The organism is Tritonibacter scottomollicae (assembly GCF_003003215.1).
GTDB lineage: Bacteria > Pseudomonadota > Alphaproteobacteria > Rhodobacterales > Rhodobacteraceae > Epibacterium > Epibacterium scottomollicae.
On sequence record NZ_PVUF01000001.1, the window covers coordinates 502,265 to 518,305 of the forward strand.

Here is a 16,041-nt window from a genome sequence, read left to right on the forward strand (position 1 = left end):
CTCTATTCTGCCGCCTTTGCTGTGTCTGGCTGGCGGGCCGTCTTTGCAAGCTGATCGCGGATTGCCTTGCCCAGCACGCTGACATTTGGCGCAAGCACCATGCCGTCGTGATCGCCGGGCACCTCATGGACCTCAATCGCCGGGGCGTGGCGGGTCCAGTCATTGTCGGGGTAGACATATTCGCGCTCGCGGCTGACCCATTGGCGCCCCGAGACCTGCCAATGACGGTCGAGCACCGGACGATAAAGCGTCACCGGCCCGGTCCAGGGCTGCACCTCATAAGCGGCAACAGCGCGAAGGAAAGCCAGCTCGATCTTGCGATTGTTGAAGCCCGCCGCCGCGCCGGTCTCGGCCGGGCGGTCCTGACGTTTGCGGATCTCCCAGGCGATGCGGTTGCGCAGCCATTCGCCTAGGAAGCCGGGTCCTTTTGCGCGGAGTTCGGCAAACTTGATCAGCGCCTTGTCCAGCGGCTTGAGGGCAGGGCGCACGGGCAACGGCGTATCCAGCAGAACCAGCGCGTCCACCGCTTCGCCCGAGGTCTTGAGCTGTTGCGCGATCTCATAGGCGGTGATGCCGCCACCGGAGAAGCCGCCGACCAGATAAGGGCCTTCGGGCTGTACCTGCCTCATCTCCGCGATGTAGGCACGGGCGGCGTCTTCAATGCGCTCATGCGGCTCGTCACTGCCGATCAGACCACGCGCCTGCAGGCCGTAGACGGGGCGGTCCTCGCCGAGGATCTGCGCCAGATGCCGCAGGTTCAGCACGTTGCCGAACATGCCTGCAACAATGAACATCGGCGCGGCCTGTGGATCCTTGCCCGGTGCGAGACGCACAAGATGCGTGAAGCTTTGCGGGGAGTCCGTCTCTGCCGCGTTGGTGGGCTGTTCCGCAGCAGGGCCGGTTTCCGCCTCGATCCGGACCGCAAGTGCGGCCACGGTGGGGGCATCGAACAGCACCGACATCGGGAATTCGACGCCGAAACTGCGCTTGATCTGGGCAAACAACCGCACCGCGATCAGGGAATGGCCGCCGAGGTCGAAGAAGCTGTCCTCGACTCCCACTTGCGCCAGTCCCAGCAGGTTGGCGAACTGTGCGGCAAGCGCCTCTTCGGTGGGGGTGCGCGGCGCGATATAGTCTGTGTCGAGGTCGGGACGGTCAAAACTCTGCCCGTCTGCTTCGGGCGCGGTCAGGCCGCTTACCGCTGCCTGCTGACGCAAAGCCACGAGATCGAGCGAGGAGACCACCACCTGCGACAGGCCACTGGCGAGCGCACGCTCCAAGGCGGGGCCACCTTCTTCGGCACGGATGCCGTTGTCGAGATTGGCCAGCAGGCGGCGCTCGTCCGGCGACAGGGGCTGCGTCTGCGGCTCCGCAGTCAGGCCGAGTGCGGTGGCTGTGGTGTCGGTGCGGACGGGCAAAAGGTTGAAGCCGCCGCTCAGCTGCTGCATGCGGAAATGTGTGATCTCCACCAGCACGTTGCCGTCTGTGTCGCACAGGGTGATGTCGAACAGGACAGAACTGCGATCCCCTTTGCCATCTGCCAGACGCACATGGCTGAAGATTTCTTGCGTCAGCGGGGCCAGCACCCGGATGGCGCCATAGGACACCGGCACCCAGAGTGTGCTTGGCTCATAGCCCGGCGCCAGCTCGATGGCCCAGCCAGTAGCCAGATCCAGCAGCCCGGGATGCAACAGCGTGCCATCCCCGGTGGCGATTTCGGGCATCTCCAGCCGCGCCAGCCCCTCGTCCCGACCCAGAGCCATCGACTGCAAGACATGCCAGCGCGGACCAAAGCGCAGGTTGGCCTCCTGCGGAGAGCGCAGCCGGGTGCCATCCCGAGGCGCCTCCTGAGGCGTGCAGCGCGCAGAAATCGCGTCGAGGGGCACCAGCCCGCTGACATGCGACGGCTCCAGCGTCACCACCTGCGCCTGGGCGGTGCGGGCAAAGCCATCGTCTGTGGCGCCGTGGATCTGAACCTCATAGCCGTCGGTGCTGGGCGTCAAATGCATCACCGCCTCGCGCGGGCTGTCATTGTCGACCACGAAAGGCTGCAGGAAGTAGAGGTCGCGGATCTCGAACGGGGCGGTGGTGCCAAGCTGGTCCAGCCCCTCGGCGATCAGTTCGATATTGCCGGTGCCGGGGATCAGCGCGGTGCCATCATGGGTGCGGTGATCGTTCAGCAGCCAGTCGCGGCGCGCGTCAAAGCTGCTGCGGAACACCGGCGCGCCGCTGCGATCAAACCCCTGCGTCTGCCAGAGCGCGGCGGCGCAGGGCAGCGGCTCCGACGGGGCAGCGCTGTCGCGCCGGGCGGCCATTGCCTCTGCCGCCATGCCGGTATCGGCCCAGATGCCCCAGTCGATGGCGACCACGCGGGTCTGCCCGCCTCGGCGCGACTTGGCCCAGGCGTTGAGGTATTCATTGGCGGCGATGTAGTCCACCTGGCCCGCAGGACGCGTTACGGTGGAGGAGGAGGAGAACAGCGCCATCACCTCCAGCGTGCCATCGGGGAACACCTGATCCAGCACCCGCAGGCCACTGACCTTGGGGGCCAGCACGTCCGAGATCTGGCTGTCGGTCTTGGCGAGCAGGGGCGCATCGGCGATGCGGCCGGCGCCGTGGAACAGGCCGGTGACGGGACCAAAGGCGGCGCAGGCGGCCTCGGCAGCCGCGCGCATGTCCTGCAGGTTGCAGACATCACCGGCGAGGACTAGAACCTCGCCACGTCCCGTTGCCTCAAGGTCCTGCACCGCGCGGATGCGGCTGGCGATCCGCTCGGTGGGGCTGTGACGGCGCAGGTAGCTGTCCCATTCGGCGCGGGGCGGCAGGGCCTCGCGCGATAGCAGCGTGATGCGGGCATCGTAATTGTGCATGAGATGTTTGGCGACAGTCAGCCCGATGCCACCGTAGCCGCCGGTGATCAGGTAGTGGCCGCCATTGCGCAGCGGCACATCCTCGGCCTGCGGCGTGGCGAGCGGCACCGGGCGGTAGTCCAGTTCCATGCGTTTCGCGCCACGCCATGCGGCGGAGTGGTTGCTTGGCTCTGCCAGCAGTTCTTCGAGCAAGCGCGGGGTGAGCACCTCGGGCTTGGCTCCGGACAAGAGCGCCGCAATCCCTTTCGGGGCTGCTGGCAGTTCGATGTCGCAGGTGGCGACGGTCACGTCCGGCACCTCGCGTGGGATCACCCCGGCGGGACCGGAAATCATCGCCTTTTCCGGATTGGGCAGGGGCTCGTCGCGCAGCTGCACAGCGCCGGTGGTCAAAACGCTGAGATGCACGGGATGCGGTAGTTCCGCCTGCGCCAGGGCCTGACCGAGGGCGGTTAGCGACATCAGCCCCATCTCTATATTGCGATCAAAGAAGGAGGAGCCGGGACGGAAGTCCTCGGCATCGGTCACCAGCCAGAAATGCGCTATCCGCTGTGGCAGCAGATCGGCCTCCGCCAGATCTGTCAGTAGGGCCTCGGTGCCAAACCGCCCCTCTTCGGGGGCCAGCTGATAGAGGTCGGGTGCCAATTGCGCGTAGGTGTCACCAGCACGGACGCGCGCCACTCGGTGACCGGCGGCACTGAGCGCCTCGGCGCAGGCGGCGGCCTGTCCGGTGGTGTCCTCGAAGATCAGCCAGGTCTGCGGCGCAAGGCCCAGCTCGCGCGTCACATCCAGCGCGCAGTCAGCCAAGCGCGGCCGCCAGACTGGGCGATATCCCCAATCGCGCAGGTCATCATGGCGCGTGGGCAGGGCGATCTCGGGCGCTTGCACCGATTTGCCCGGTTCGATGAAATAGCGACTACGCTGGAAAGCATAGGTGGGCAGGCTGAGGCGGTTGCGGCGGGCATCGCCCCAGACCTGCGGCCAGTCGGCTTCCACGCCACAGGCCCAGAGCCGACCGATCACGCCAAAGAAATAGGCATCATCCGCCACCTGTTGATCCGGGTGGCGCAGCGAGCTGAGAACCTGACCCGCGGCAACCTGCGGTGCCATTTGTGCCAATGCGCTCAGGGCCTTGCCCGGACCGACCTCCAGATAGACGCGGTTCTTCGTGGCGGCGAGCGTGTCGATGCAATCGGCAAAGCGCACGGTGTTGCGCAGCTGGGCGACCCAGTAATCGGCGCTAGTGGCCTGCTCTGCGGTCAGCGGCAGGCCGGTGCGGTTGGACATCACCGGCAGGTTTGGCGCCTGCAGGTCCAGACGGCGCAGGAAGTCGCCATAGGCCGCGAGGATCGGCTCCAGCATGCGGCTATGGGCGGCGATGTCGATGGGAATGCGTTGGAATTCCACATCGCGCGCGCGCAGGGTTTCGGCCAGCGCGTCGAGGCGGTCATTGGGGCCGGATACCGCGGTCAGCTCTGGCGCATTGACGCTGGCGATGTCCAGATCGGTGCCGACCAACGCTTCGACCTCGGTCAGCGGCAGCGAGATCGACAGCATGCCGCCAGGGTTCACCGTGTCGAACAGCCGTCCGCGCAGCTGCACCAGATCTATGCACTCCTCAAAGCGCATCACACCGGCAAGGCAGGCGGCAGTGTTTTCGCCCATCGAATGGCCGACCATGGCCGCAGGCTTGACGCCCCAGCTCATCCAGAGCTGCGCCAGCGCGTATTCCACGATCATGATCAGCGGCAGTTGCACCGATGGTTTCAGCAGCGCGGCATCGGCGGTAGCCTCTTCGCCCGGTTCCGGTAGCCATAGCGCGCGCAGGTCGAAATCGAGGCTCTTTTCCAGATGGTCAAGCCCCTGATCCATCCAGTCGGCAAAGACCGGCTCGGTTTCGTAGAGATCGCGCGCCATGCCGGCATATTGCGCGCCGCCACCGGGGAACATGAAGACCACCTCCGGGTTCGGCCCAAGGTGGTCGTGGGTGAAGACCTGACGCGGGTTTGCAGCCTCCAGCAGGTCGGCGGCCTCGGTCGCGGTCTCGGCTACCACCACGCGCCGCTTGGCAAAACCGCGGCGGCCTTCCTTCAGCGTATAGGCCACATCGGCCAGCTCCACCTCCGGGTTGGCGCGCAGATAGGCCACGAGATTCTGCGTGTTCGCCTCCAGCGCCGATTTGGACTGACCGGAGAGGCACAGCACCTGGAACGGGAAGTCGCTCTCCTCGGAGGCCGCGCGTAGGGGGGCCTCTTCCAGAATGACATGGGCGTTGGTGCCGCCGACCCCAAGGGCGTTAATCGCGGCCCGGCGCGGTCCCTTGTGCGAGACCCAAGGGGACAGTTGGTCGTTCACCCTGAAGGGCGAAGTTGCGAAATCTATGGTCGGGTTCGGCTTCTCATACCCCAGCGACGGTGGCAGGGATTTGCTGTCCAGCGATAGGGCGGTTTTGACAAAACCTGCCACCCCGGCTGCTGTATCGAGGTGACCTATGTTGGTCTTGACCGAGCCGATGCGACAATAACCGGTGGCGTCAGTGCCATCGCGGTAGGCCTCTGTCAGCGCGGCTACCTCGATCGGATCGCCGATATAGGTGCCGGTGCCGTGGCATTCCACATAGTCGATGGTCTCCGGGTTGATCCGCGCCGCGGTCAGCGCCTTGCGCACCGCTGCCGATTGTCCATCCACCGAAGGCGCAAGATAACCAGCCTTGGCCGCGCCATCATTATTGATCGCGGAGCCTTTGATGACCGCCCAGATGTGATCGCCATCCGCCAGCGCATCGCCAAGGCGGCGCAGCGCCACGGCCCCGGCGCCGGAGCCGAACACGGTGCCCTGTGCGCGATGGTCGAAGGCGTGGCAATGGCCGTCGGGCGACAGGATCTCGTTCTCCTTGTAGAGGTAGCCGCGCCCCTGTGGCAGCTCGATGGTCACGCCGCCGGCCAGTGCCATGTCGCATTCTCCCTGGCGCAGCGCCTCGGCGGCATAGTGGATCGCCACCAGAGAGGTGGAGCAGGCGGTCTGCACGTTCACCGACGGCCCCTTGAGGTCGAACACATGGCTGACACGGGTGGTCAGGAAATCCTTGTCGTTGCCGGTGTGACGCAACAGGAACATGCCGACATCATCCACCAGGTCCGGGTTGGAGCAGATGTTGAAATAGAAATAGCTGCCCATGCCGCAGCCCGCGTAGACACCGACCTGACCCTTCAGGCTTTCGGGCGTATGACCGGCATCCTCCATCGCACCCCAAGCGACCTCGAGGAACTTGCGGTGTTGGGGATCGAGGATGGAGGCTTCCTTGGGGGAGAAGCCGAAGAACTCCGCGTCGAACGTGTCAAACCCCTGTAGCGGAGCCGCAGAGGGCACGTAGTTTGGATCGCGCAGCACCTCGGCCCGTTCGCCCGCGGCCAACAGGCTGTCCTCATCCTGGATCTCGATGGATTCGATGCCGTCGCGTAGATTGGTCCAGAAGGCACGGATGCTGTCGGCACCGGGCAGGGTGACGGACATGCCGACCACGGCGATATCATCAGCGCTGTAACGGTCCCGCTGTTCCGGATCAAACTTCGTCATATTGTCCATCGTTCCCCAAGTTCGGCCTTATGCCTAACCCATTCTTTCGTACCGGCCGGACGAACGCTCCCCACGTCCTGACGGTGTATCCCATGTGGATCGTATTATACACGTCGCACTCTGTGGCGAGTATTGCGCAACATCTTTGGCAGCGTCGGGGTTTGAATATGGCCAAATTGAGATCCTTCGCCGCGCGCCCCTGACGACCCTAGTCCATCACCGGCCTCAGTCGTTCTTGCCGTGGCGGTGTGTCTATCTCTTGGCGGCCGTCAAAGAGCGCCTTTCTGGGGGCGAAGAGACCGGGGTAAAGCTGGCGCTCCGCATAGCCCAAGAGGGCGCCAGCGCACATCCAGGTCACTGGCACCAACGTATCATTCAGCAACATGTCCATCAGGGTCGCGCCCAGAATGAGCGCGATGCAGGACACGGTTGGCGAAATTTCCCGCTCTGGCATCTTGCGCAGCGCTAGGTAGAGCAATGCGAGCGCACCGGTCAGCAGGCCCATTTCGGCGAGATAGCCGACCCAGCCGAAGCTGCCAAAGGCAATGATCCAGTGACCATCGGGGATCGACAGGATACGACCGGTTTCGCCATCTCGGATCAGGTTTCTGCCCCATCCGCCCCAACCGAACATGGGCTTTTCGGCTGCGCGTTCTAGTAGAATTTCTTCATTGTCGAACCTGTACCCCAAAGATTGCGCCCGTTCGGGGCTGATCGCTTCTACCTGCGCCAGGATTGTATCAAGCGGGATCACATGAGCGTTTCGCAACATCGGGTAAATGCAGCCGATCAAGGCGATGATCAGCGCCAGCCGGACCTGGAACCGATGAGACGCCAGTGCGATAACGGGGGTAAAGGCCAGACCATAAGCAAGTGATGCCATGCTCTTGCACAGGATCAACATGCCGAACAGGTAGACCGCTGCGAAAGTAAACCGCACTTTGTTGGGGTTGGTGGCCGTGCGGGCCAGCGCTACTGCCGCCACCATTGCGCTGAACATGAACAACGCAAGCCAAAGCGCATGGGGCAGGAAGACGATGGGGCGATACCCGCCCTGACGCACCATCTGAGCAAAGTCATGCTGGAAAAAGCCGTAGATCCAGACGTTCATCTGCGGGCTGAACCTGATTTCGATCAGCGACGGAACGGTGTAAATGAGGCCGGCAATGACGAATGCCAACAAAATTTCGCGATGCGCCTCAGGGGTGGAAAGATATCGACGCGCGATGAAGAAGGGGATCAGCACGATGATCTGGCTACTGATGACAGATGCGAGATCCCGCAGGCGAAGGCCTGGCAGCTCCGAATGAAAGAACACGATCGGAGCTGAGTGCGGCACCGCCTCAAATACAATACGGTCGGAGTTGGTCAGTACCGTCGGAACGGCGGAGAGGACAAAGACCGCGGTTAAGACACGAAGTACCCAGGATCGCGGCATCATCGGTACTGGCTGCTTTGCGACAAACACACAGCCCGCCAGCGCCATGAGCGAGCTGATCGAGAATTTGTCCAGGTCGGGAACAAGAGGCAGGTCGAAGGCTGCAACCGGCGGCAGTAAAAGGTATCCGCCGATCAGGCATAGCAGGATGGCACGGTGCAGGGGCAGGCGCTGAAAGAACACCAACGCCGCGACTGGCCACACCAGCAACATCATCGTCGCAATCGCGTTAGGCACCTAATCTCGCCTCACTTAGACCTAAATCCGAGGGTAGCAGTATACGACAGCTCTGCCATATGTACCCTGCAAGAAACAATATTTACTAACCAGCCGATGAAAAATGATCTGATGCGCCATGCACTTTCTGTTTAACAATCAGCGTATTGTGGTCAATGTCCCAGATGCGCGCAAGTTCTCCGTTGAAATAACGAATAGATTTCAGTGCGCTGAAGGGTTTGCGCTGGCGACCGTCAACCTCGATCACCTGGTCAAGCTGTCACGCGATGAGGTGTTTCTGCGCGCCTATCAGGCGCAGGATTTCATCGTCGCGGATGGTCGCCCGATTGTCTGGCTTTCGCGGATTGCGAACCGGCCTGTTGAGCTGATGCCCGGATCTGATCTGGTCACGCCCCTATGCAAAATGGCAGCGCAGAGCGGCGTCAAGGTGGCATTGGTGGGGTCAACGGAGCCAGTTCTTGAAGAGGCGCGCACCGCCTTGATGCACTGGGTGCCGGGACTGGAGATCACCTATGTGCAGGCGCCCAGCAGGAATTTTGATCCCGAGGGGGACGAATCTCGGCGGATCTTGACCGAATTGGCAGAGCAGAAGGTGGGCATGTGCTTTATCGCGCTTGGTGCTCCGAAGCAGGAACGCTTTGCCGCGCTTGGACGGCAATTGGCACCGCAGGTCGGGTTTGCATCAATCGGCGCGGGGCTCGATTTCGTGACCGGGGCTCAGCGCCGTGCGCCGCTGTGGATGCGTAAACTCGCGTTGGAGTGGTTGTGGCGCATGTTGAGCAGCCCGGCCCGCCTCGTGCCGCGTTATGCGCAGTGTTTCGCGATCCTGCCGAGACAGGTCACGCAAGCCCTGCGGATCCGGCGACAGAGGGATGATGTGCGCGCTCAGGACAGCTGACGTGGGCTCTACTTGTACTCGATCAGGGCGCGATGCCTGCCGCGCAAGCGGTTGAGGTGAAACTCCACGACGCCCTGTGCCTCGGCAAACTTGCCCAGCATGCTATACCACGCCCGCCGTGGGCCATCGCGTCGGGACAGGCGCAGAAACTGCAGCGGGTAGATCAAGCTGAGCACGCTACCAAGAAGGGGAAGCAGGGACCATGTCAGTGCAATGAGGCCCGGCAAGACCGCCCCCCAGACCATGGCCCGCCTCGTTTCGGCGACCCAATGACACTCGGGCGGCGCACCATGCAAGTGGGCGCCCTCCGCAAAGGCATGACCTGCCCGTCGCGCCCGTTTCCACCATTGCGAAAACTGTGTCATCTGAGCATCGTGACGGGTCATTTCCTCATCTAGTCGCCAGATTTTCCACCCCGCCTTGCGCAACCGCACACAAAGCTCAGGCTCTTCGCCCGCGATCAAGGTGTCGCGGTACCCGCCAACCTGACGGATCGCATCGCGGCGCATCAAAGCATCGCCGCCGCAGGCCTTGGCCTCACCGATGGGCGTATCCCACTCCAGGTCACACAGCCAATTGTAGATGCTGCCGCTTGGGTTTTGTTCCCGTCGCCGCCCGCAAGCGACCGCGACATCTGGATGCTGTGCTAAAAAATCCGCGCCTTGCCGCAACCAGCCAGGGTCAAGACTACAGTCGCCATCCAGAAATTGGACCAACCCGTCGCTGGTATTTGCAGACAGCCGATCCAGTCCCGCGTTGCGGGCGCGCGCCGCGGTGAACGGGCGCGACATATCAAGCTGGACGACCTCCGCCCCGCGGGCTTTTGCGGCTGCAACAGATCCGTCGCTGGAGCCACTGTCGACATAGATGATACGCCTGACCTGTCCTGCAAGGCTGTCGAGGCAGGCCAGCAGGCGCTCGCCTTCATTGCGACCGATCACAACCGCGTCGATCTGCGGCTGCGGCGCGTCAGGGGGCGGGGGGACGGTGCTCATGACATGCGGCCTCTGTGGTGCCTTTCGGCCACCCGGACTGTAGTCAGCCTATATGGACGAAATCGCAGCTCAATAATCCCGCTTGAAGAAAACACCAAGCCCGGTTTCGCCCTCGCTATCGGCTTTGCCTGTGACGGTCAGGGATTTCGTAAGATCCAAGTTGATGGTCAGCTCGCTATCGCCTTCGGACGTGATGTTGAGGTCGGTGTAGACGTTGTCTGCGAGATAGCCGCCCAGCCCGAGTTGCCCAATCCCGAGGTTATCGGCCCCGATGTCCACGTTGTCGGCGCCGGTACTGTCCCGCAGGGCCTTCTGCGCGCCTCCTCCGCGACCGCTGAGCGTCAGGGCGGAGCTTGCCAGTCGGGCCAGAGCGAGCGGCGAGATATCCTGAATATTGTCCCCGAACAAAAGCAGGGCCAATGCTTCTTCGCTGGGGCGCGGAGGGTCGGATGTGACCTTGATTTGTGGGCTGTCCACCTGACCGGAAATCGACAGGGTCGCGGTGCCCTGTTCCGTGTTCGCGGTGGATGTGAATTCCAGGTAGGGCTTCAGGTCTCCAAGCAGAGTGATGCGCCCTTCGTCGAGGTTCAGCCTACGGCCAAGGATGTCGAAGGTGCCGCGGATCAGGCCAATCTGTCCCGAGGGCGCCAGATTTGAAGTTGTGCCCCGCACCGTGATTGCACCGCCAAGCTCTGCATTGAGGCCGCGGCCTCGGGCAAAGATACGGTTGGGGGCGCTGATCAGCACATTGAGCGCGATATTGGTCTTGCTGCCACCGCCACCGGACCCGGTCTCGATCAGCCCGGCACGTGCTCTGGTGGTGATCTGTGCCCTTGATTGGCCGCGATGTCGGATGGGTGGGATCGGGGCAGCAGAAACGGCACCACCTGCGGTGTTGAGGTTGATATTTGTCTCACCGACATCGATGCGCCCACCAAGGCTGCTGTTGCCGGCCAGCGCACCTGATAGACGCAAATCGCCGCCCAACGAGGTCTTGTAGGAGAGATTGTCGGTCAAGACGACCTCTGCCAGGGAGATCTGCAAATTGCCGTTGTAAGGCGCATTGAGCGAGACCGGCCCGCTGACTTGAATTTGTCCGCCATCGCGCGGGCGCGCGCTGAGCGACAGCGTGGCAGAGCCATTGCTGAGCGAGACGCGGGTGGTGATACCATCTATCGCTTGGGCTGCTTGCGGCAGGACCAGCTGCGCGTCTGCGGTCGTCACGGTTCCGCTGACGGAGCTGAGTTGTGCCGGTCCGCGCAGGGCCAGATCGAACCGTGCCAGCCCCTTCAGCAGGTTCGGCTTCAGAAAGGCGTTTGCGCCTTCAAGGCGCAGCGAGCCTTTGGCGGTGATATCCGCAACCGCCTGTGCTTCGTCCCATGTGCCCGCAATGCGAGAGTCGATCCCAAGTGGGCCATCCGCTGTGGTTTCGACGCTCCAGACGCCATTCTCTCGGCTGGCGTCGCCCTTTGCGGTGAGGACACCATCGAGGCCGGGTATCACCTGCTGCAGTTGCCGCACCATGGCATCGAAATTGATACGGGCTGATCCATCATTCTCATTGAACTGCCCGTCCAGCGTTGCAGAAGCCCCTGCTGGCCCCGTGACATCGCCGCCGCCGTTCCATTCTCCAGCGCGGCGGGAGGCCGTGATATCTGCGGAGGCGGAACCTCCGAGGCTGTCGGTGAAAGCGCGTACATTTGCGACCTCGGCTTTCAGGTTCATATCGACATCGCCGGAAGCTTCGATAAATGAACCATCAAAGCGCGCCGTGCTGTCGCCGGGAGCGGTCAGATCACCTTCGGCCTGCCATTCACCGTTGCGGCGTGTAGCTGTCAGCTTGGTGGTGGCCTGCCCTTTGATAGAGGGGGCAAATTGTTCGATGCGCGCAATCAAGGCTGAGAGATCCAGATCCACAGCGCCCTGTGCTTCGTCAAACGCGCCCTTGATGCGGGCCTGTGCGCCGCCGGTTGCACTGAGATCGGTCTGTGCGGTCCAGCGCCCGTCGCGGCGGGTGGCGGTGCCCTTTGCAACCAGCGGGGCTCCGGCCAGTTGCGGGGCAAAGGCCTCTGGTGCGGCGACGAAGGCGTCAAACGCAAAATCCGCCGCGCCTTCGAGGGTGAAGCTACCGTCCAGATCCATCGACGTCTCGCGCGGGCCGCGTAACTCCGCTGTCCCATCCAGCCGGTCACCTGTGCGGTCGAAATTCGCAGATAGGGTCAGGGGGCCGGGCAGTTCCGGGACGAAGCGATCAAGCCGCGCGAGCCGGGCGTCAAGGCGCAAGGCGCCTTCGCCACTGTCGAGGGTGCCCTGGCCGGTGGCGCTGATCTCGGTCGCCTGCAGGTCAAACTGGTCGATCCGCACACCGGATGTGTCGCGCGCGGCCACCAGTTTCAACGTGCTCTCGCCGGTCAACAATGGGTCGACATCGGCGATCCCGGTGCCCAGGTCCTGTCCGGTCAATGCCAGATCCACACCAAAGGCGCCGCTCAACGGTTGGAAATGGCCTGTTACATCGGCGATTGCTGACCCGGACAGCGACAGCCCAGCAATCTCGGAAAAACGTTTCAGGTCGTCGGCGGTCAGCGCAAGCTCGGTTGCAATGCGAAGGTCGTTCTCGACGCCGTTGAAGCGCACATCGCCGCGCGCCGCGTAGCTCTCTCCCTGCACGTCCAGATCGCGGATCAGGAAATCGGCACCTTCTTTGGTGGTCAGGCGAGCGCTCAGCGTAAGGTCGCTGCCAGTGGCGGCGGCAAGGGCTGGATCTGCCAGAACAAACCCGTTCAACCGCGCGTCAATGGCCCCGTCAAGCGCAAAGCCTGCGCTTTGATCCAATGCGCCAGCCGCGTTGATGACGGCGCGGGAAATGGCCATGTCGGGTGTTCGTAGTTGGTCCAGCTCACCGTTGATTTGCCAGTTCTCGTCCGCCGGTTTCTGCAGGGTCAGGGAGACACCGGCAACAGTCGTGTCTGCACCGGGCACCGGCAATATGACAGCGGCCTGACCGTCAGGTGGCGTGATCGCAGCCTTCAGGTTTGCGGTCTGCAGGTTCCCCGCCTCCAGGGAGAGGGCTCCGGTCAGTTGCAAGGCGCGGGTGCGTAGCGCGAGGCTTTCCAGCTCTACGCCGCCGCTTGGCAAGGTGCGCCCTTTCAGATTGGCCCGCAGGCCCGGACCGAAGAACGGACGATAGGTCGGCCGTAAAAGCGGATCGATATTGCCACCCAGATCGGCGGCAAATGCCAGACCTGCATCCGCCCCGCCGGCAACATCGGCAAGCCCGGTAAGGCTGACAGTTCCGCTGATCCGGTCGTTGCCATTGGTTGCAAATCCAATGTCTGCGCTGAAATCCTCAAGCGGGCCCGCGCCTTTGATCGCAAGGCTCAGATCCGGACGTCCGGGAATGTCCATCACATCGGACAGCAAGCCACCGGAGGCCTCTTGCAAGGCAAGATCCAGTGACAATTGCTCTGTCGAGTTTGAGAACGATGCCGCCAGAGAGAGTGCGTCGCCGCGCCGGTCGAGACGGGCCACACGCAGAGTGGTGTCCAGCGCACCGTCCGCAAGAGACAGGGCGCCGGTCACGGAGAGGGAGGCTTCCTGCCCTGCAAGCTCCTCTCCTAGAAGGATTTCATTTGCGGCGATTTCGCCGATCTCTAGCGCAACGGGCAGGTCCGGCAGCGAGAAGGGCGTCGCCTCAGGTGTTGGCAGGTCCGGATCGGCAGGCAGGGATTTGGGGCTGCGTTCGACGATGATACGATCTGCTTTGAGGCGGTTGACCGAAAACCGCCCTCGTACCAGCGCCAACCGGTTCCAGTCGAGTTCAGCGCCTTCGACGGTCAGCCAGACGCCGTCCTCGTCCGACACTGTCAGACGGGCAATCTTGGCCTGTGAGGAGAATGCCCCTTCGAGCCCCTGCACGTTTATGGAGCGGCTGTCGCCTGATAGCGTGTCTTCCAGAAAAGAAACCAGCAACCCGCCGGATTCCGAGGCGTCTTGCTGCGCAACTGCAGACAAAGGCGTCAGGGCGGTGCAGGTGGTTAGGCCGGTGACGGTGACGAGGGTGCGAACGGTATGTTTCAAAACGCCTGTCCTATGCCGATGTAAAACTGCAGCCCGTCCTCGGTATCACCTGAAACAGGCATCGCCAGATCAAGCCGGATCGGACCGATCCCGGTTACATTATACCGCAGGCCGAGGCCCGCGCCTGCGTGGAATTCGCTGTCACCGCTGACAAAGCTGTCCTGGTCAACAAAGCCTGCGTCGTAGAACCCGACGAGCGAAATCGTGTCGGTGATCCGGCCACGCACCTCGCCCGACAGCGCGAGGTATCCGCGCCCGCCTGCTGTCTTGCCGCCGACGTCGATGCCGAGGGACTGGAACTCCTGCCCGCGCACGGATCCTGCCCCGCCAGAGAAATAGAGCAATGTTGGTGAGACGTTATTCTGGTCGGGCCCGATCAGGGAGCCCAGCTGAACACGCCCGGCCAATACGATGCGACCAGAACTGCCGAGCGATTTATATCCACGGGCGTCGATGTTGATCTGCACGCCGGGGTCGCCGCCACCCAGACCGACGAAGGGCACGATCTCGCCATCAAGATAGTAGCCGGCGGACGGATCGGTCTTGACGTTTCGTTTGTCCTTTTCGCCCCTCAGACGCCCGGCAAAATACTTGAATTCCCGGTTGTCGCCAAAGGCATCATCGGCTTTGACATAGCGCAGTCCCAAAGCGCCCTCGACAAATGTGGTGTCAGAGACGATGCGCCGAACCCCGATGGCAGCCGTTGCGCTTCTGGCGGTGTAGTGCTCTTCCTGCAATTGCTCCAGCGCGGCGAGGTAGAACAGCGTTCTGTCCGTGCCAAGGGCCGCAGGGCGGTCCAGACGCGCCGAGACGCTTCCGTCGAGTTCGCTGGTGCCAAGGCCACTGACAGACAGGTCGATCTTCAACCGCTCTGCCGCGCCGAAGAGATTGCGGTGCATCCAGCTGCTGCTGAGTTTTACCGCTTCGGACGAAGACACCTCAACGCCGAAGGTAAAACGGCGCTTGGGCTGGTCTTCCACCTCGGCGATGAAATCAAGCGTGCCGTCCGGGTTTGGTGTCTCTGCCTGCTTTACCGTCACGGTTGAAAAAGCGCCGGTGCGGCGCAGGCGGGTGGCGGATTTCGACACTAGATCCGGGTGATAGGTTTGCCCCGTTGCAAACCCTGCAATGCGCTGTATCGCTTCGCGCCGCACGTCAGACTGTCCGGTGATCCGCAGATTGCCCAGCTGCAGCCGGGGCCCCGGCGCGATCTGTAGGTCCGCATCGAGGCGCTGTTTGACCGCATCGGCGGTGATGGACTGATTTGACAGTTCTGCCTTGGCGTGGCCCGCGCGGTCCCATGCGCCCAGTCCTGCAGTTGCCGCCTGTTGAATGACACCCGTGCTTGCAGGGCGTCCGGATGCAAAATCCGCTGGCAGATTGGCAGGTTCGTTGGCTGGCAGTGGTCTGACTACGGCGCGACCGAAGGTGAAGGAGGGGCCGGGATCAACCGAGATGTCGATCTTGTCCACTGATCTCGGCGGGTTCAGCAAATTGATTGCCGCGGCTTCGCGCCCATCGAGACGAATGTTCACGACCGGTGCAAAATATCCGGCGTCATAGAGCACCTGCACCAAAGTACGGTAGTCGGACAGCGCGGCGGCAATGATTTCCTGCAGTTCTGCACCGTCGCCGAGGATCAGCGCGGCGCTGGCGCCCTCCAGCTTGTCGGTGAGCTCCTCCGGTGCTTTGGGTGCGGAGAGGTTTGCCTCAAGCGCATGAAGCGCGGCCCCCGGAAGCGCCACGCCAAAGCCGATAGCCAGAGACAGGGGCCGCAGGGCGCGAAGAAGGCGGCGCGCGGTCGGGCGCGGGTGGCGAAAGCTGGTCATTGGGTCTCCGGCAGCGAGCAATCGGTTTTCTTGTTGTCCGAGCCAGGTAGGCCGGCGGAACATTATGTCGACGCTACACGCTTGGCGAATGTCAGAAAACCTTCGCGCAAGATACAGCTCT

Annotated in this window: 6 protein-coding genes; 1 reads left to right on the forward strand and 5 read right to left on the reverse strand. The window is 62.9% G+C overall.

All coding sequences use genetic code 11. The annotated features are described in order from the left end of the window. Positions 1 to 2: 2 nt before the first annotated feature. A complete protein-coding gene (locus CLV89_RS02400; protein WP_106162019.1) occupies positions 3 to 6,452 on the reverse strand; it encodes a type I polyketide synthase in 6,450 nt (2,149 codons plus the stop codon). 199 nt (positions 6,453 to 6,651) lie between these two features. Further along, positions 6,652 to 8,118 carry a hypothetical protein gene (locus CLV89_RS02405; RefSeq protein ID WP_106162020.1) on the reverse strand — a complete coding sequence of 489 codons (1,467 nt, stop codon included), beginning with the start codon at positions 8,116 to 8,118 and terminating at the stop codon, positions 6,652 to 6,654. A 118-nt stretch (positions 8,119 to 8,236) separates the two neighbouring features. On the opposite strand from CLV89_RS02405, the gene CLV89_RS02410 reads away from it, so the two are divergent. After that, entirely contained in the window at positions 8,237 to 9,016 is a 780-nt protein-coding gene (locus CLV89_RS02410; protein ID WP_106162021.1) for a WecB/TagA/CpsF family glycosyltransferase, read from the forward strand. Positions 9,017 to 9,024: 8 nt separating this feature from the next. Here the strand turns inward: CLV89_RS02410 and CLV89_RS02415 are convergent, their stop codons facing one another. From CLV89_RS02415 to CLV89_RS02425, 3 genes are all read right to left on the reverse strand, one after another. Continuing rightward, positions 9,025 to 10,011, reverse strand: coding sequence for a glycosyltransferase family 2 protein (locus CLV89_RS02415; RefSeq protein ID WP_106162022.1), 987 nt, complete (start codon positions 10,009 to 10,011; stop codon positions 9,025 to 9,027). Between the two features lie 69 nt (positions 10,012 to 10,080). Then, positions 10,081 to 14,091, reverse strand: coding sequence for a translocation/assembly module TamB domain-containing protein (locus CLV89_RS02420; protein WP_106162023.1), 4,011 nt, complete (start codon positions 14,089 to 14,091; stop codon positions 10,081 to 10,083). After that, on the reverse strand, positions 14,088 to 15,920 hold the full coding sequence (locus CLV89_RS02425) for an autotransporter assembly complex protein TamA (RefSeq protein WP_106162024.1): 1,833 nt from the start codon (positions 15,918 to 15,920) through the stop codon (positions 14,088 to 14,090). The genes CLV89_RS02420 and CLV89_RS02425 overlap by 4 nt, the downstream gene beginning before the upstream one ends. Positions 15,921 to 16,041: the final 121 nt, after the last annotated feature.